13 protein-coding genes and 1 pseudogene are annotated in these 17,342 nt (G+C 73.4%); 2 read left to right on the forward strand and 12 right to left on the reverse strand.

The annotated features are described in order from the left end of the window. Nucleotides 1-2: 2 nt before the first annotated feature. The 11 genes from E1258_RS18355 to E1258_RS18405 form a co-directional block, all read right to left on the reverse strand. Entirely contained in the window at nucleotides 3-2,522 is a 2,520-nt protein-coding gene (locus E1258_RS18355; protein ID WP_132402679.1) for an ATP-dependent Clp protease ATP-binding subunit, read from the reverse strand. Nucleotides 2,523-3,169: 647 nt separating this feature from the next. Continuing rightward, a complete protein-coding gene (locus tag E1258_RS18360; protein WP_165949827.1) occupies nucleotides 3,170-3,514 on the reverse strand; it encodes an Lsr2 family protein in 345 nt (114 codons plus the stop codon). Nucleotides 3,515-3,627: 113 nt separating this feature from the next. After that, nucleotides 3,628-5,136, reverse strand: coding sequence for a lysine--tRNA ligase (gene lysS / locus E1258_RS18365; protein WP_132402685.1), 1,509 nt, complete (start codon nucleotides 5,134-5,136; stop codon nucleotides 3,628-3,630). A 234-nt stretch (nucleotides 5,137-5,370) separates the two neighbouring features. Further along, on the reverse strand, nucleotides 5,371-6,129 hold the full coding sequence (locus tag E1258_RS18370) for a type III pantothenate kinase (RefSeq protein ID WP_007073349.1): 759 nt from the start codon (nucleotides 6,127-6,129) through the stop codon (nucleotides 5,371-5,373). A 93-nt stretch (nucleotides 6,130-6,222) separates the two neighbouring features. Then, nucleotides 6,223-7,194, reverse strand: coding sequence for a carboxylating nicotinate-nucleotide diphosphorylase (gene nadC, locus E1258_RS18375; RefSeq protein ID WP_132402688.1), 972 nt, complete (start codon nucleotides 7,192-7,194; stop codon nucleotides 6,223-6,225). Continuing rightward, complete coding sequence (locus tag E1258_RS18380) at nucleotides 7,191-8,888, reverse strand: L-aspartate oxidase (protein ID WP_132402691.1); 1,698 nt, start codon at nucleotides 8,886-8,888, stop codon at nucleotides 7,191-7,193. Before E1258_RS18380 ends, nadC begins: the two co-directional genes overlap by 4 nt. Nucleotides 8,889-9,098: 210 nt before the next feature. Next, entirely contained in the window at nucleotides 9,099-9,995 is an 897-nt protein-coding gene (locus E1258_RS18385) for a septum formation family protein (protein WP_132402694.1), read from the reverse strand. A gap of 159 nt (nucleotides 9,996-10,154) precedes the next feature. After that, on the reverse strand, nucleotides 10,155-10,580 hold the full coding sequence (panD, locus tag E1258_RS18390; protein ID WP_132402697.1) for an aspartate 1-decarboxylase: 426 nt from the start codon (nucleotides 10,578-10,580) through the stop codon (nucleotides 10,155-10,157). A gap of 25 nt (nucleotides 10,581-10,605) precedes the next feature. Next, on the reverse strand, nucleotides 10,606-11,454 hold the full coding sequence (gene panC / locus E1258_RS18395; protein ID WP_132402700.1) for a pantoate--beta-alanine ligase: 849 nt from the start codon (nucleotides 11,452-11,454) through the stop codon (nucleotides 10,606-10,608). 119 nt (nucleotides 11,455-11,573) lie between these two features. After that, complete coding sequence (locus E1258_RS18400; protein WP_132402703.1) at nucleotides 11,574-12,551, reverse strand: Rossmann-like and DUF2520 domain-containing protein; 978 nt, start codon at nucleotides 12,549-12,551, stop codon at nucleotides 11,574-11,576. Between the two features lie 148 nt (nucleotides 12,552-12,699). Continuing rightward, complete coding sequence (locus E1258_RS18405; RefSeq protein ID WP_132402706.1) at nucleotides 12,700-13,977, reverse strand: phytase; 1,278 nt, start codon at nucleotides 13,975-13,977, stop codon at nucleotides 12,700-12,702. A gap of 46 nt (nucleotides 13,978-14,023) precedes the next feature. Here E1258_RS18405 and E1258_RS18410 point away from each other — a divergent pair, with 46 nt between their 5' ends. Continuing rightward, on the forward strand, nucleotides 14,024-15,085 hold the full coding sequence (locus E1258_RS18410; RefSeq protein WP_132402715.1) for an SAM-dependent methyltransferase: 1,062 nt from the start codon (nucleotides 14,024-14,026) through the stop codon (nucleotides 15,083-15,085). Next, the gene (locus E1258_RS18415) at nucleotides 15,082-16,251 is read left to right on the forward strand and encodes an NADH-quinone oxidoreductase subunit D (RefSeq protein WP_207919614.1); all 1,170 of its coding nucleotides are present in this window, start codon (nucleotides 15,082-15,084) and stop codon (nucleotides 16,249-16,251) included. The genes E1258_RS18410 and E1258_RS18415 overlap by 4 nt, the downstream gene beginning before the upstream one ends. 11 nt (nucleotides 16,252-16,262) lie before the next feature. Here E1258_RS18415 and E1258_RS33440 read toward each other — a convergent pair. Then, nucleotides 16,263-17,342 (reverse strand): annotated as a pseudogene (locus E1258_RS33440) (hypothetical protein); the annotation flags it as partial.

Consider the following 17,342-nt stretch of genomic DNA (forward strand, 5'->3'; position numbering starts at 1 on the left):
ACTCAGGCGGCCTCGGTGCCGCCCAGCTCGGCGGGAACGGCGTCGGGGACCTCGGCGGGTCGGTCCGAGCCGCGGAACACGAGCTTGGACTTGTCGATGTCCTCCGGGTCGCCCTCGCAGTCGACCACGACGATCTGACCGGGAATCAACTCGTTGAACAGGATCCGCTCGGACAGGTTGTCCTCGATGTCACGCTGGATCGTGCGCCGCAGCGGCCGTGCGCCCAGGACCGGGTCGAAGCCCTTCTTCGCCAGGTACTTCTTGGCGTTGTCGGTCAGCTCCAGGCCCATGTCCTTGTTGCGCAGCTGGGTCTCGATCCGGGCGATCATGATGTCCACAATCGACAGGATCTCGCCCTGCCGCAGCTGGTGGAACACGATGGTGTCGTCGATGCGGTTCAGGAACTCCGGCCGGAAATGCTGCTTCAGCTCGTCGTTGACCTTCTGCTTCATCCGGTCGTAGTTCGACTCCGAATCCTCCGACGCCTGGAAGCCCAGCGAAACCGCCTTGGCGACGTCCCGGGTGCCGAGGTTCGTGGTCAGGATGATGACCGTGTTCTTGAAGTCCACGATCCGGCCCTGACCGTCGGTCAGCCGCCCGTCCTCCAGGATCTGGAGCAGGGTGTTGAACACGTCCGGGTGGGCCTTCTCGATCTCGTCGAAGAGGACCACCGAGAACGGCCGACGCCGCACCTTTTCGGTCAGCTGCCCGCCCTCGTCGTATCCGACGTAGCCGGGAGGGGCACCGACGAGTCGGGACACCGTGTACCGGTCGTGGAACTCGGACATGTCGAGCTGGATCAGGGCGTCCTCGCTGCCGAACAGGAACTCCGCGAGGGCCTTGGACAGCTCGGTCTTACCCACACCGGACGGGCCGGCGAAGATGAACGAGCCGGAGGGGCGCTTCGGGTCCTTCAGGCCGGCCCGGGTACGCCGGATGGCCTTCGAGACGGCCTTGACCGCGTCCTCCTGGCCGATGACGCGCTTGTGCAGCTCGTCCTCCATGCGCAGCAGGCGGGAGGTCTCCTCCTCGGTCAGCTTGTAGACCGGGATGCCGGTCCAGTTACCCAGGACCTCGGCGATCTGCTCGTCGTCGACCTCGCTGACGACGTCGAGGTCGCCGGCCTTCCACTCCTTCTCGCGCTGCGCCTTCTGGCCCAGCAGCTGCTTCTCCTTGTCGCGGAGCTGCGCGGCGCGCTCGAAGTCCTGCGCGTCGATCGCGGACTCCTTGTCGCGACGCACCTGCGCGATGCGCTCGTCGAAGTCCCGCAGGTCCGGCGGCGCGGTCATCCGGCGGATGCGCATCCGCGCGCCCGCCTCGTCGATCAGGTCGATCGCCTTGTCCGGCAGGAAGCGGTCGGAGATGTACCGGTCGGCCAGGGTCGCGGCAGCCACGAGAGCCGCGTCGGTGATCGAGACGCGGTGGTGCGCCTCGTACCGGTCCCGCAGGCCCTTCAGGATCTCGATCGTGTGCGCCAGGGACGGCTCACCCACCTGGATCGGCTGGAACCGCCGCTCCAGGGCGGCGTCCTTCTCCAGGTGCTTGCGGTACTCGTCCAGCGTGGTGGCGCCGATGGTCTGCAGCTCGCCACGGGCCAGCATCGGCTTCAGGATCGACGCCGCGTCGATCGCGCCCTCCGCCGCGCCCGCGCCGACGAGGGTGTGAATCTCGTCGATGAACAGGATGATGTCGCCCCGGGTGCGGATCTCCTTCAGCACCTTCTTCAGGCGCTCCTCGAAGTCGCCCCGGTAACGGGAACCGGCGACCAGCGCGCCCAGGTCGAGGGTGTAGAGCTGCTTGTCCTTCAGCGTCTCCGGGACCTCGCCCTTGATGATCTTCTGGGACAGGCCCTCGACCACGGCGGTCTTGCCGACGCCGGGCTCGCCGATCAGCACCGGGTTGTTCTTGGTGCGGCGGGACAGCACCTGCATGACCCGCTCGATTTCCTTCTCCCGCCCGATCACCGGGTCGAGCTTGCCCTCCCGGGCAGCCTGGGTCAGGTTCCGGCCGAACTGGTCCAGCACCAGACTGGTCGACGGCGCGGCCTCGCCCGTCGTCGTCCCGGCCGCTGCCGGCTCCTTGCCCTGGTAGCCGGAGAGCAGCTGGATCACCTGCTGGCGGACCCGGTTGAGGTCGGCGCCGAGCTTCACCAGGACCTGGGCGGCGACGCCCTCGCCCTCGCGGATCAGGCCGAGCAGGATGTGCTCCGTACCAATGTAGTTGTGGCCGAGCTGCAGCGCCTCACGCAGCGACAGCTCCAGGACCTTCTTCGCCCGCGGCGTGAACGGGATGTGCCCGCTCGGCGCCTGCTGGCCCTGACCGATGATTTCCTCGACCTGCTGACGCACACCCTCCAGCGAGATCCCCAGACTCTCCAGGGCCTTCGCCGCGACACCCTCACCCTCGTGGATCAGGCCCAGCAGGATGTGCTCCGTACCGATGTAGTTGTGGTTGAGCATCCGGGCCTCTTCTTGGGCCAGGACGACAACCCGTCGCGCTCGGTCGGTGAACCGCTCGAACATGCCCTCGTGCTCCTCACGTGCCGTGCGCCTTGATGGTCAGATCTCGGCGGGGCCGGTGCGCGGACGTCCGGGACGGGCGTCCTTGCCTCATTACTCTATCGCCGCGGACCGACTCCGCTGAGGTCGTGTGTCCTCGGCGGGGGTCCGGTACGCGTCGTTTTAACCAACCGTCCGCGCTCAGGGCGTGTTCCGGGGGCTCCGCGTGTACGCGCAGAGCGAAATTCGGACGGGCGGTGGGACCGGCCTGCGGACCCCTGACGGGCCCCTGCGCCACCCGCAACCGACCACCAGGCCGGCAGCCGGTCGTCCACAGGCTGTGGACGGCTTCTCCACCGTCTGTGGACAACGCCTCGGCGGGACCGGCTCTTCCCGCCCGAGGAGGCGGCACCCGGGACGGCGCCCAAGGGTGCCCTGGACGGCGCCAAGGCGTTGCCGGGGCGGCGCTCGACCGGACCGGCCGCCCAGCGGCGGCCTCCTCGGCGATGGCCTCCTCGCGGGCGGCCAGGCCGACAGGGGCCAGGGACACGGCGACGCCGGCCCGGAGGCGTGCTCCGGTCCGGCGTCGGTGTCGCCCGTGTCGGGGATGTCCCATCTAGGGCCCTACCGCACCCTTCGACGGGGGCGGTAGCCCAGAATCGGCTCGGCGGTCAGCGCTTGGCGTGGAACTCGTCGACGATCTCCTGAGGGATACGCCCCCGGTCCGAGATCTCCTTGCCCTCCCGCTTGGCCCATGCCCGGATCGCCTTGTTCTGCTCGCGGTCGGCGGTCGCGCCGCCCCGGCCGCGCGCGGCCCGCCCGCCGACCACCACGCCACCCCGACCCACCTTGGTGCCGGCAGCGACATAGGGCGCGAAAACGTCACGCAATTTCTCGGCGTTCGCGTTAGAGAGGTCGATCTCGTACTGAACGCCGTCGAGGGCGAACTTGACGGTCTCGTCAGCGTCCCCGCCGTCCAGGTCATCGACCAGCTTGTGAATGATCTGCTTGGCCACGTTGCACATTCCTTTCGAGCAGGGTGCTCCTGCTAACTGAGAGCACAATAACCTGCCCGATGCTTACCTCGTCAATAGGACGCGGTATCTGCCCCTGCCGGGGCCGCCGGCGGCTACTCCGGCCGGACCAAGGGGAAGAGGATGGTTTCCCGAATTCCCAGGCCCGTCAGCGCCATCAGCAGCCGGTCGATTCCCATTCCCATGCCGCCGGCCGGGGGCATTCCGTACTCCATCGCCCGGAGAAAGTCCTCGTCCAGCCGCATGGCCTCGTCGTCGCCACGCGCCGCGAGCTGGGCCTGGGCGACCAGGCGTTCCCGCTGCACGACCGGGTCGACCAGTTCGGAGTACGCGGTGCCCAGCTCGAACCCGAGGACGTAGAGGTCCCACTTCTCGGCCAGCCCCGGCTCGCTGCGGTGCGCCCGGGTCAGCGGGCTGGTTTCCTCCGGATAGTCCCGGACGAAGGTCGGCGCCTGAAGCCCCGGCACGACCAGTTCCTCGAACAGCTCCTCGGCGAGCTTGCCCGGGCCCCACTTCGGGTCGACGGAGAGGCCGACCTTGTCCGCGTACTCCACCAGACGGGCCCGCTCGGTGCGGACGGTGACCTCTTCGCCGAGCGCCTCGGAAAGCACCCCGAAGAGCGTCACGGAGCGCCACTCGCCGCCCAGATCGAACTCCCGGCCATCCGCGTGCGCCACCACGGTCGACCCGGCGACCGCGATCGCCGCCTGCTGCACCAGATTACGGGTCAGCGACGCCATCGTGTCGTAGTCGCCGTACGCCTGGTACGCCTCAAGCATCGCGAACTCCGGCGAGTGCGAAGAGTCGACACCCTCATTACGGAAGTTACGGTTGATCTCGAACACCCGATCGACGCCGCCGACCACGGCGCGCTTGAGAAACAGTTCCGGCGCGATTCGCAGATACAGATCGGTGTTCAAGGCATTGCTGTGGGTCACGAATGGGCGGGCCGCCGCGCCGCCGTGCAGCAGCTGGAGCATCGGGGTCTCCACCTCGACGAAACCCTGCCCGTGCAGGCAGTCGCGCAGGCTGCGTACGGCCGCGGCCCGGGTGCGCACCATCTGCCGCGCCTGCGGGCGGACGATCAGGTCGACGTAACGCTGGCGGACCCGGGCCTCCTCGCTGAGCGGCTTGTGCGCCACCGGCAGCGGGCGCAGCGCCTTCGCGGTGACCGCCCACACCTCGGCCAGCACCGACAGCTCGCCGCGCCGGCTGGTGATCACCTCGCCGGTGACCCCGACGTGGTCGCCCAGGTCGACGAGGCGCTTCCAGTCGTCCAGCCGCTCCGCGCCGACCCGGTCTAGGGAGAGCATCGCCTGGAGCTCGGTACCGTCGCCGTCACGCAACGTCGCGAAGCAGAGCTTGCCGGTGTTGCGCACGAAGATCACCCGGCCGGTGACCGAGACCCGGTCGCCCGTGGCGGTGTCGGTGGGCAGGTCGGCGTACTTCGCGCGGACGTCGGCCAGGGTGCTGGTCCGGGGGAATCCGACGGGGTACGGCTCGACGCCCTCGGCGAGCATCCGGTCCCGCTTCTCCCGGCGGACCTTCATCTGCTCCGGAAGGTCGTCGGCGGGGTCGACTGGCACGGCGTTCTGCTCGGTCACGGCACGCTTCCTCAGCTAAGGAGTTTCGGCGGGGTCAGGCCCGAGCGTACTCAAGGGCCCCGGCGACCGTTACGGGATAACCTGCCCGCCATGACCGACCCCACCCCCGCCCGGCTCGTCGGCCTCGGCACCGGCCTCGGTACGGGGGCCGCTGACCCATCGGGTACGGGTGAGAGGGATGCCTCTACCGCAGGCGTTGACAAGGGGCTCCGCCTTGCAGCCCCTCCCCGCGCCTCACACGTTGCGTTCGTAGACCATGCGCAGGCCGATGAGGGTGATCATCGGCTCGTGGTGGGTGATGCTGCGGCACTCGCCGATCACCACCGACGCCAACCCACCCGTGGCGATCACCGCCCGCACCTCGCCCAGTTCCTCGGTCATCCGCTCCACGATCCGGTCCACCTGCCCGGCGAAGCCGAAGTAGAGCCCCGACTGGAGGCACTCGACGGTGTTCTTGCCGATCACCGACCGGGGCTTGGCCGCCTCCACCTTGCGCAACTGGGCGGCGCGGGCCGCGAGCGCGTCGAAGGAGATCTCGATCCCCGGGGCGAACGCGCCGCCGAGGAACTCGCCCCGGCCGCTGATCACGTCGAAGTTGGTGGTGGTGCCGAAGTCGACCACGATCGACGGCCCGCCGAACAGGGTGTACGCGGCGAGCGTGTTCACCACCCGGTCGGCGCCGACCTCCTTCGGGTTGTCGATCGCCAGTTGCACGCCGGTGCGCACCCCCGGTTCGACGATGACGCTGGGCAGGTCGGCGTAGTAGCGGGCCAGCATCGTCCGCAGCGAGCGGAGCGCGGCCGGCACCGTCGAGCAGGCGGCCACCCCGGTGATCTCCACGGCGTCACCGGCCAGCAGTCCCCGGAACATCAGCCCGAGCTCGTCCGCCGTGGACCGGGCATCGGTCTTGATCCGCCAGGAGTGCACCAGCTTGTCGCCGTCGAAGGTCGCCAGCACGGTGTTTGTGTTTCCGATGTCGATGCAGAGCAGCACGCACGCAGCCTAGACGCCGGGCGGGGCGACACGGCACACCTGAGGTCCCGCCGCCGGGCGGGACGGGCGGCGCGGACCGGCCGCCCGGAAGGCTCACCGTGCCCGCAGGTCCAGCGCGATGTCCAGGATCGGCGAGGAGTGCGTCAACGCGCCCACCGACAGGTAGTCCACGCCGGTCGCCGCGTACTCCGCCGCCACGTCGAGGGTCAGCCCGCCGGTCGCCTCCAGCTCCGCCCGGTCCCCCACGGCGGCCACGACCTCGCGCAGCGTCGTCGGGGTCATGTTGTCCAGCAGCAGGAACCGCGCGCCGGCACCGACCGCCTCCAGCGCCTCGGCGAGCGTGTCCACCTCCACCTGCACCGACACGTCCGGGAACGTCTGCCGGACCCGGCGGAAGGCCGCCGCGACGCCGCCGGCCGCGAACTTGTGGTTGTCCTTGATCATGGCGACGTCGTGCAGGCCCATCCGCTTGTTCGTGCCGCCGCCGGCCCGAACCGCGTACTTCTCCAGCGCCCGCAGGCCCGGCGTGGTCTTGCGGGTGTCCAGCACCGTCGCCTTCGTGCCGGTCAGCGCGTCCGCCCAGGCCCGGGTGTGGGTGGCCACCCCGGACATCCGGCAGAGCAGGTTCAGCGCCGTGCGCTCGGCGGTGAGCAACAGCCGGGTCGGCCCGGCCACGGTGGCCAGCACGTCGCCGCGGGCCACCCGCTGCCCGTCGTGGGCCACCAGCGACACCTCGACGGCACGGCCGCCGCCCGCCACCCCGTCGGCCGGAGCGGCACCGCCTGGCGAGCCGTCGCCCGACATTCCGCCGGGGTCGGCCGGGAAGCCGGTCACCTCGCCGACCAGCTCGAACGCCGCAGCCGCCACGGCCAGCCCCGCGACCACCCCGTCGGCGCGGGCGACCAGGTCGGCCGTGTCGGCCTGGGTGGCCGGGATGGTGGCGATGCTTGTGACGTCCAGGAAGTCCGGGCCGAGGTCCTCGGCGAACGCGGTGACGAGCACCCGTCGTACCTCGGCCGGGTCGAGTCCGCCCGCCCGCAGCGCCTGCTCCGTCGTTTCCCTCATCGTTCGCCGGCCTCCCACCGAGACGTCAACCTGCCCTGCGCCCCGATCGCGGCGACCAGGTGGCCGAGCCACCGCTCGTCCGCCGTCGGGTGGTCCTCCCGCCAGTGGCAACCCCGGGTCTCCCGGCGGGCGTACGCGGCGGCGACCAGGGCCGACGCCACGGTGACCAGATTCGTCGCCTCCCAGTCGGCGGTGCGCGGGGTGCCCCGGCCCACGCCCAACTCGCCCAGCGCCGTGGCCGTGGTGGCGAGCGTGTCCGCCGAGCGCAGCACCCCGGCGCCCCGGGTCATCGCCCGCTGCAGGGCGGGCGTCCCGCCGGCGGGCACCACCCAGCCGCCCCCGCCGACCCACGCGCCGGCCTCGGCGGGCCGGGCCTGCTCGGGCAAACCGGCGGCGATGTCCTCGGCGATCCGGCGGGAGAACACCAGCCCCTCCAGCAGCGAGTTGCTGGCCAGCCGGTTCGCGCCGTGCACGCCCGTGCAGGCCACCTCGCCGCAGGCGTACAGGCCGGGGATGGAGGTACGACCGCGCAGGTCCGTGCGGACGCCGCCGGAGGCGTAGTGGGCGGCCGGGGCGACCGGGATCAGGTCGGTGGCCGGGTCGACCCCGATGGCCAGGCAGGAGGCGACGATGGTCGGGAAGCGCCCGATCAGGAAATCCCCGCCGAGGTGCCGGGCGTCGAGGTACACGTGGTCGGCGCCGGTGGCCAACAGCACCCGGTGGATGCCCTTGGCCACCACGTCCCGGGGGGCCAGCTCCGCCAGCTCGTGCTGGCCGACCATGAACCGCTTGCCGTCGCCGTCGACGAGGTGCGCGCCCTCGCCGCGCAGCGCCTCGGAGACCAGCGGCTGCTGCGCCAGGCCGGCCCCGGGCACGCCGGCCCCGGCCGGGGTGATCAGCGCGGTGGGGTGGAACTGGACGAACTCCACGTCGGTGACCGCCGCGCCGGCCCGCATGGCCAGCGCCACCCCGTCGCCGGTCGAGACCGCCGGGTTGGTGGTGGCCGCGAAGACCTGGCCCATCCCGCCGGTGGCGAGCACCACCGCGCGGGCCAGAAGCGCGCCGACGCCGTCCTCGCTGCCCTCGCCGAGCACGTGCAAGGTGATCCCGCAGGCCGGGCCGAGCCCGCCGGGCCCTTCGCCGGGGGCACGCAGCAGGTCCAGCACGAGAGCGTGCTCGACCAGCCGGATCCACGGGTCGCGGCGGACCGCCGCGTGCAGGGCCCGCTGCACCTCCGCGCCGGTGGCGTCCCCGCCGGCGTGCACGATCCGGTCCGCCCGGTGCCCGCCTTCCCGGGTCAGCATGAGCGAGCCGTCCGGGTGGCGGTCGAACTCCGCGCCGATGCGCATCAGCTCCCGCAGCCGGGTCGGCCCCTCTTCCACGAGCACCCGCACGGCAGCGGGGTCGCACAATCCCACCCCGGCGACCTCGGTGTCCGAGGCGTGCGCGGCCGGGGTGTCCGCCGGGTCGAGTACGGCGGCGATGCCGCCCTGGGCCCAGCGGGTCGAGCCGTCGTCGATGTTGACCTTGGTGACCACGGTGACGTGCAGGCCGGCCTCGCGCAGATGCAGCGCGGCGGTCAGCCCGGCCACCCCGGAGCCGACCACGATCACGTCGGTGGTCTCCACCCAACCGGGCGCGGGCGCGGCCAGCAGCGACGGCAGGACGGGCAGGTCGACGGTCGGAAGGTCCATGAGCACAGTCAACCCGAAGGCCCCTCATCCCGGGCGGCGGGGGCGGGACGAGTGGTTTGGGCTACCCGGGGCAGCCGGCGGTCACCTCGTCCGGGTCGGGCGGCCGGTCACGCGACCGGACCGGGAGATCGGTCACCGCGTCCGGACCGGGAGACCGGTCACCGCGTCCGGACCGGGAGACCGGTCACCGCGTCCGGACCGGGAGACCGGTCACCGCGTCCGGACCGGGAGACCGGCCGGGCCCGCCCCCCTGAGGGAGACGGTCACCGTGCGGTCGCTGAGCCACAGGTAGCAGCGGACCCCCCGGTCGCCGACCCGCCAGCGCCCCGCCCCGGGCGGGCGGACCACCAGGCCGCTGCGGAAGCGCAGGTCGTTGTCGTCCGGCACCCCCACGTACCGGGCCAGGACCGTCCGGCAGCCGGTGTAGAGGGGGAGCCAGTCGGCGTCCCGGGCCGGGTACGGCCGGTCCGGGGCCTTCCACACCCCCACGAACTCCGCGTCGTGCCGGGTGGCGCACTCCACCGGCCTGAGCACCTGCCTCCCGCGCCTCCCGACGTCCTCGCTGCGCTGGCAGCCCAGCCGCAGCGGGGAGGGCCCCTTCAGCGCGTCCCGTAGGCTGCCAGTGCGGGTGACCGGCACAGCGCCCGCCTCGGCGGTGCTGACCTCGGTCAGGTCGCAGCGGTACCAGCGGGCGCCGGACGCCCAGCCGGTCTTCGACGGCACCGCCACGGCCAGCCGGAGCCGACCGGCCCGCCAGTCGTCCCCCACGTACCCGGTGGCCCTCGCGTCGCAGTCGGCGAACGGGCCGCTCAGCTCGGGCGAGCCGCCGGCCGGCGGGGCGGCCCGGTCCGCGGGGAAGGCGCCGACGTGCACCGTCTCCACCCGGTGCGGGAGCGCGCAGTCCACCGGCGCGTACGCCGACAGGGGCACCACGTCGACGAAGTCGGCGACCTGGCAGACCCCGGCGGCCGGGGTGAACGGCAAGGCCGGCCCCGGGGCGGCCCAGTCGTCGGTGAGGTCGCCGTCGAGGCCGGCGGGGCCCCCGCAGCCGACCAGCACGACCGCCGCGACCAGGACGGCGCACACGATCGTCGGCACACGACGCATCGGGCCTCCCCAACCACCAGCTCGCGACGGAACCCAAGAATAACCAGGGATGACCATCGGTGACATACCGCGTACGGACCGACATCCGGGTCGAGTTCGAGTCGACTCGAACACCTGGCGCCGCGCCCCGACCGAATCCGGCCGGGCGGGGCGGGGCTCTCAGCCGACGACGGCGAGCGGGCTCGGGACCGGGTCGCCGGCGGTGCCGGGGGCCGCCGCGGCCGGGTCACCGCCCAGCTCCACCACCCGGTTGGCAACGTCGACGTGCACCACCCGGGGCCGGTACGCCCGTGCCTCGGCGTCGTCGAACTGCCCGTACGAGATCAGGATGACCAGGTCGCCCGGGTGCACGAGGTGGGCGGCGGCACCGTTGATGCCGACCACGCCGCTGCCCCGCTCGCCGGGGATCACGTACGTCTCCAGCCGGGCGCCGTTGGTGACGTCCACGATGGCCACCTGCTCGCCGGGGAGCAGGTCGGCCGCGTCCAGAAGGTCCTGGTCCACCGTCACCGAGCCCACGTAGTGCAGGTCGGCCTGCGTCACCGTGGCCCGGTGGATCTTCGACTTGAGCATGGTGCGGAACATCGGGATGCCTTTCGCGCGAGACGGGTCAGGAGCGGGGGGCGAGCCGGATCGCCACGTTGTCGATCAGGCGGGTGCTGCCGACCCAGGCCGCCACCAGCAGCCGGGCCGGCCCGGCGACCGGGCCGGGCTCCAGGTCCGCGTCGGTGAGTGCCAGGTAGTCCAGCTCGACCCCGGGCGCCCCGGCGCCGAACGCCCGGTGGGCGGCGGCCAGCACCTCACCGGCGTGCTCGCCCCTGTCGGCGGCCTGCGCCCCGGCCCGCAACGCGGTGAACAGGGTCAGCGCCGCCTCCCGCTCCCCGGGAGAGAGGTAACGGTTGCGGCTCGACAGCGCCAACCCGTCCGGCTCCCGGACCGTCGGCACGCCGACCACCTCGACGGGCACGTCGAAGTCCCGGGCCATCCGCCGGACCAGGATCAGCTGCTGATAGTCCTTCTCGCCGAAGAACGCCAGGTCGGGGCGGGTGAGCTGGAACAGCTTCAGCACCACGGTGAGCACCCCGTGGAAGAAGCCGGGCCGGCTCAGGCCCTCCAGGTCCCCGGCGAGCCGCCCCGGGTCGACCCGGACCAGGGGCTCGCCGTCCGGGTACATCTCCGCCCGGCCCGGCGCGAAGACCACGTCGGCCCCGGCCCGGCGGCAGACCTCCAGGTCCGCCTCCAGGGTGCGCGGATACCGGTCGAAGTCCTCGTTCGGGCCGAACTGGAGCGGGTTCACGAAAATCGTCACCCACACGTGGTCGGCCCGTTCCCGGGCGGCCCGCAACAGCGTCTCGTGCCCGGCATGCAGCGCGCCCATCGTCATCACCACGCCGACGGTGCCGGTCAGGGCGTCGCGCGCCTTCGCCAGCTCCGCGCGGGTCCGCACCAGCTCCGTCATCCGCACCTCACCTCAGTTCGCGACTGCGGGGCTCGCACAACCCGCTCACTCCTCACGCTCACGCCGCCCCACCTCAGTTCGCGACTGCGGGGCTCGCACAACCCGCTCACTCCTCACGCTCACGCCGCCACCTCCCGTTGAATCCCACTCAGCACGTCGAGCAGCGGCTCGGCGTCCGCCGGGCGCAGCCGGCCCGCCGCGATGGCCCGGTCCGCCGTGCGCCGGGCCAGGGTCAGGTACGCCGCGACCGACTCGGGCGCGGTCGCCGCCAACCGCTCCAGGTGCCGGCGTACGGTGCCGGCGTCGCCCCGGGACACCGGGCCGGTCAGCGCGTCGTCACCGAGGCGCAGGGCGTTCTCCAGCGCCGCCCGCAGCAGCGGGGCGAGCACCTTCTCCGGCTGGCCCACCCCGGCGTCGCGCAGCCGGTCGGCCGCCTCGTTGACCAGTGTGACCAGATGGTTGGCGCCGTGCGCCAGCGCCGCGTGGTACAGCGGCCGGTCGGCCTCGCCCACCCACTCGGGCACCCCGCCGAGGTCGGCGACCAGCCGGGCGGCCAGCGGGCGCAGCTCGGCCGGCGCGGTCACCCCGTACGAGATGCCGGCGAGCCGGCCGAGATCCTCCGGCGTGCCGGTGAAGGTCAGCGCCGGGTGCAGCGCCAGCGGGCGGGCCCCCACGGCGGCGGCCGAGGCGAGAACGCCCAGCCCGTGCGCGCCGGAGGTGTGCGCTACCACCTGGCCGGGGCGCAGCGCCCCGGTGTCGGCGAGGCCGGCCACCACCGCGGCGAGCGCGTCGTCGGGCACGGCGACCAGCAGCAGGTCGGTCGCGGCGCGGGCCACGGAGGTGGCGCAGAGGTTTTGGGCGTCGGGCAGCAGCAGGGCGATCCGGGCCTTCGCCGCCCCCGAGACGCCGGAGGCGGCGATCACCCGGTGCCCGGCGGCGGCGAGCGCCGCGCCCAGCACGGCACCGACCCGGCCGGCGCCGATGACGCCGACGGTCAGCACGCGGGGGAAGGAGAGCGGGGCCCCGGCAGGGGCGCCGCCCGAGGTCTCGGCGGCCCGGGAGGGGGCTGCCGGACGCGGGCGCAGCGGTGCGCTCATGGCAACGATCCAGTCCTCGAAGGGGGTACCGGTCGATCGCAAGTATGCGCCGCAGTGAACAGGTCGAAACAAGAAGGTGTGAAAACCTTCACCAATGGGGCGGCCGGGCCGCCGCGACGTCCCGCGGCGGCCCGGGCCGGTCCGGCCGTCACCGGCCGCGCAGGAACCCGGCGTCGACGAACTTGAAATCGGTGTCCGGGCGCGCCTCGCCGTCCTCCCCCGGGGTGTCCGGGGTGTTCCGGCCGTCGTGCACCACCAGCAGCCCGCCGGGGAAGCCCGGCAACGGGGTGGCGGTCACCGCCGCGCCGTCGCACTCCTGCGCGCCGTCCACCGCCCCGTCGACCACGGCGAACCGGCCCGTCGGGCGACCGGTACGCCGGTCGTAGGTGTGGAACGTGTCGTCGCCCTGGCTGGAGACGACGAGGGTCCCGGCGGAGCGACCCGTCCGGTAGATCGTGAGCCCCTCCACGTCCTGCGCGATCCGGCCGCCGAACCCGGGGTCGGCCGAGTGGTCGGTCACGCAGTCGTCCTCCGCCGGGTCGAACGCCGCCGGCACGCCGTACTCGCGGACCCGCTCGACCAGCGCCGGAGCCCCGGTGAGCCGGCCACCTGCCAGCCGGGTCCGCCACAGGCCCACCTTCTCCTGCGCCAGGTGCACCACCCCGGTGTCCGGGTCCACCACGGTCCCCTCCACCTGCGGGCCGTCGCCGGGGTCGGTGCAGGGCGACCAGGCGGTGCCGTCGGGCAGGGTGAACGTCGACGGCAGCGTCAGCCGGTCCACCGGCCGGTAGCCGATTCGGCCGGCGCGCTCGACCAGCCGGAACACCCCCACCTCCGGGGTACTGCGCCGGCTCACCACCGCGTACGCGCCGCCGGCGGGGTCGACGTACGTGCCCAGCCCGTACGCGGTGCGCTGCTCGTTGACCTCGGCCTGGTCCCGGCTGAACGCGAACGGCACGTCCGGCGCGGTCACGTCGGTGAGCAGCCGGGTGTCCGGGTCGATCCGGTAGAACCGGAGCTGGTCGCGCCCCCGGTCGGTGACCACCGCCAGGTCGGCCCGCTGCCCGCCGAGCCGGAACCCGGTCACCAGGTCGACGTTGTTGAACCGGCCGGACTCGTCGTCCGGGCCCGGGGCGGGCGGGGTGCCGAACGCCTGCCGCTCGCGGGCGGCCAGGTCGTAGACCCGCAGGCCCCCGTTCTTGGCGGTGGCGACCACCAGGCTGCCGGCCCGGTCGGTGGGGTGCACCCAGATCGCCGGGTCGTCGGCGTCGGCGTCCCCGCCGGCGGAGTCGTCGAACAGGGAAGGTGTCTCGGTCACCGCCCGCACCGCGCGCGGCGCGTCGTCCCGGGCGGGCGCGGCGGCGGCACCGGGGGCGGCCAGCAGCAGCGGTACGGCTGCCAGCGCGGGGATCGCGATTCGTCTCATGCCCGCAGACCGTAGGGTCGGCACGGTGACGGGACCTGAACGCGGGATGAACTCCACGGCGCTGCGCTGGCCGGACGCGATGAGCAGGGCGCTGTACGGGCCGGACGGCTTCTTCGTCTCCGGGGCGGGCCCGGCCGGTCACTTCCGCACGAGCGTGCACGCCTCCCCAGCGTTCGCGGCGGCGGTGTTCCGGCTCGTGTCGCGGCTCGACGCCGCCCTCGGGTTCCCCGCGCCGTTCGACCTGGTGGACGTGGGCGCCGGCCGGGGAGAGCTGCTGCGCGCCCTGGCGGACCTGGCCCGCGAAGGAGCGGCTGGCACCGTCCTGAGCAGCGCTTTCCCGGCCGACACCTCCCCGGCGCCGGTGCCGCTGGCCCACCGCCTGCGCCTCACGGCCGTCGAACTGGCCCCCCGCCCACCGGCCCTACCCCCGGAAATCCGCTGGACCGACGAGATCCCGGAGGCCATCACCGGCCTGCTGATCGCCACCGAATGGCTCGACAACGTCCCCCTGGACGTGGCCGTGCCCACCGAGGACGGCTGGCGCTACCTCCTGGTCGACCCAGCCACCGGCAGGGAAACCCCAGGCCCCCCGCTGACCCCCGAGGACAAGACCTGGCTGACCACCTGGCACCCCTGCCCCGGCGCGGGGCGGGTGGAGATCGGACGGGATCGGGATCTGGCCTGGGCGCGGGCCGTGCGGTGCCTGCGGCGGGGGATGGCGGTGGCCGTGGACTACGGGCACCTGCGAAACTCGCGGCCGGTGAACGGGACGCTGACCGGGTACCGGGGTGGGCGGCAGGTGCCGCCGGTACCCGACGGGTCCTGCGACGTCACCGCCCACGTCGCCATGGACTCCGTCGCCTCCGCCGGCGAGCGGGTCGCCCGGTGCGCGTACACCCTAGTGTCGCAGCGGGAGGCGCTGCGGGCGCTCGGGGCCGACTGCGGGCGACCACCGCTGAGCCTGGCCGCCACCGACCCCGCCCGGTACGTGCGGGCGCTCGCCGCCTCGTCGACGGCGGCGGAGCTGACCGACCCGGCCGGCCTCGGCGGGCACCACTGGCTGCTCCAGCCGGTCGGCGTCGCCGTCGATGCGTGCATGGCACGATGACGGGCATGACCACGGACACCGGTGACCTGCGCGAGCTGACCGTCGGCACCGGGGCCGGCGGTGAGCAGCTCGGCACCGACATGGTGCTCAACATCGGCCCGCAGCACCCCTCCACGCACGGCGTGCTGCGGCTCAAGCTGGTCCTCGACGGAGAGCGGGTGGTCGCCGCCGAGCCGATCGTCGGGTACATGCACCGGGGCGCGGAGAAGCTGTTCGAGGTACGCGACTACCGGCAGATCATCGTGCTGGCGAACCGGCACGACTGGCTGTCGGCGTTCTCCAACGAGCTGGGCGTGGTGCTCGCCGTCGAGCGGTTGATGGGCCTGGAGGTGCCCGAGCGGGCCACCTGGCTGCGGATGGCGCTGGCCGAGCTGAACCGGGTGCTCAACCACCTGATGTTCCTCGGCTCGTACCCGCTGGAGATCGGCGCGATCACGCCCGTGTTCTACGCGTTCCGGGAGCGGGAGACCATCCAGGCGGTCATGGAGGAGGTCTCCGGCGGCCGGATCCACTACATGTTCAACCGGGTCGGCGGGCTCAAGGAGGAGGTGCCGGCGGGCTGGACCGGCCGGGCCCGCGCCGCCATCGGCGAGGTGCGCCGCCGGCTGCCGGACCTGGACCACCTGATCCGGCGCAACGAGATCTTCCTCGCCCGCACCGTCGGGGTGGGGGTGCTGTCCGCCGCCGACGCCGCCGCGTTCGGCGCGTCCGGGCCCGTCGCCCGGGCCTCCGGGCTCGACCTGGACCTGCGCCGCGACGAGCCGTACCTGGCCTACGACCAGCTCGACGTGCCGGTGGTGACCAAGACCGCCGGGGATTGCCACGCCCGGTTCGAGGTGCTGCTCGACCAGGTGTACGCCTCGCTCGACCTTTCCGAGCAGTGCCTGGACCGGGTGGACCGGCTCACCGGGCCGGTGAACACCCGGCTGCCGAAGGTGGTGAAGGCCCCCGAGGGGCACACGTACGCCTGGACGGAGAACCCGCTCGGCATCAACGGCTACTACCTGGTGTCGCGGGGCGAGAAGACGCCGTGGCGGCTCAAGCTGCGCACCGCGTCGTACGCGAACGTGCAGGCGTTGGCCACCCTGCTGCCGGGCTGCCTGGTGCCGGACCTGGTCGCGATCCTCGGCTCGATGTTCTTCGTGGTGGGAGACGTCGACAAGTAGCGGCGGGCCCGTCAGCGCCAGTGGTCGGCCGGGCGGGCGCCGCCAGCGCGTGGGGTGTCGTCGCGGGGCGGGTACCCGTACCGCTGCTCCTCGTCGGCGCGCTGGTGCCGGCTGAGCCGGGCCGGCTCGGGTTCCGCCGCGCCCCACTGTCCGACCGACCGGGCACCGCGCTGCGCCGGCGGACGCCACTCGGCCGACACCGGCACGCCGTTCACCGGCAGTGCCGGGGGGACCGGCTCGGACCACGTCCCGTGGTCCCAGTCGGTGCCGCCGCCCGGCCCCGCGCCGCCGGGGCGCTCGTCGGTACGCGCGCCGCGCGGGTCCGCGTCCGGCCAGCCACCCGTCGTCCGATCGAACTCCGAACCGGCGCCGGAGAAGTCCCGGTCCCGCCACCGCTCACCCGGATCCTCCTCAGGACGGGGATCGCCCTGCCCGACTGAGGCCCACCGGTTCTCCGCCCGGTACCCGCTGCCCGTCACGTCAGCGTGCGCCGTGGTCCGGCGCTCGCCGACCCGGACCTCCCGGCCCCGGTCGTCGTCGTGCGCCTCCGCCCACCGGTCCCCGGCCCGCACCTGTGACCACTGGCCGGCGGCGGCCTGCGCGGCCGGGTACGCGGCGCCGGCAGACCATTCCGGTTCGGCTGGCGGCGCCCAGGCGGCAACACTCGCGGCGGGTCGGCTGGCTGGGCGCTGCTCGCCGCGCGGGGCCGCACCAGACTCGCCCCAGTCGGCCCGCGGGGCCGCATCAGGCTCGCCCCAGCCGGCCTGCTCGGGCCGCTGCGGCTCGACGGCCTCGCCGGTCCAGCCGGACTCCTCGGCCCAGCCACGCCCCGCGCGGTGCCCATCGCGGCCATCCCCCTGGTGCTGGCCGGCCCCGTCGTAGCCCTCGTACCGACCCGCCGCGCCCCGCGCCTCGTGCTGGACGACCGTGCCCAGTGCCTCGTACTGCCCCGCTGCACCCCGTACCCCGTGCTTGGCCGCCGTGCCCCATGCCTCGTGCTGCGCGGCCTGGGCCGGCTCGTCCCGTGGGGCCGGCTGACGTGCCCAGGCGAGGTCTTCCAGCGGCTCGGGACGGACGCGGGCGGGTGGGTC

This window comes from Micromonospora sp. KC207, from assembly GCF_004348615.1.
Taxonomy (GTDB): domain Bacteria; phylum Actinomycetota; class Actinomycetes; order Mycobacteriales; family Micromonosporaceae; genus Micromonospora.

Bases quoted from the DNA above. Each gene is read 5' to 3' on its own strand.
- E1258_RS18355 (WP_132402679.1), bottom strand. From the start codon at position 2,522: ATGTTCGAGCGGTTCACCGACCGAGCGCGACGGGTTGTCGTCCTGGCC.
- nadC (WP_132402688.1), bottom strand. From the start codon at position 7,194: ATGAGGGAAACGACGGAGCAGGCGCTGCGGGCGGGCGGACTCGACCCG.
- E1258_RS18380 (WP_132402691.1), bottom strand. From the start codon at position 8,888: ATGGACCTTCCGACCGTCGACCTGCCCGTCCTGCCGTCGCTGCTGGCC.
- E1258_RS18385 (WP_132402694.1), bottom strand. From the start codon at position 9,995: ATGCGTCGTGTGCCGACGATCGTGTGCGCCGTCCTGGTCGCGGCGGTC.
- panD (WP_132402697.1), bottom strand. From the start codon at position 10,580: ATGTTCCGCACCATGCTCAAGTCGAAGATCCACCGGGCCACGGTGACG.
- panC (WP_132402700.1), bottom strand. From the start codon at position 11,454: ATGACGGAGCTGGTGCGGACCCGCGCGGAGCTGGCGAAGGCGCGCGAC.
- E1258_RS18400 (WP_132402703.1), bottom strand. From the start codon at position 12,551: ATGAGCGCACCGCTGCGCCCGCGTCCGGCAGCCCCCTCCCGGGCCGCC.
- E1258_RS18405 (WP_132402706.1), bottom strand. From the start codon at position 13,977: ATGAGACGAATCGCGATCCCCGCGCTGGCAGCCGTACCGCTGCTGCTG.
- E1258_RS18410 (WP_132402715.1), top strand. From the start codon at position 14,024: ATGAACTCCACGGCGCTGCGCTGGCCGGACGCGATGAGCAGGGCGCTG.
- E1258_RS18415 (WP_207919614.1), top strand. From the start codon at position 15,082: ATGACGGGCATGACCACGGACACCGGTGACCTGCGCGAGCTGACCGTC.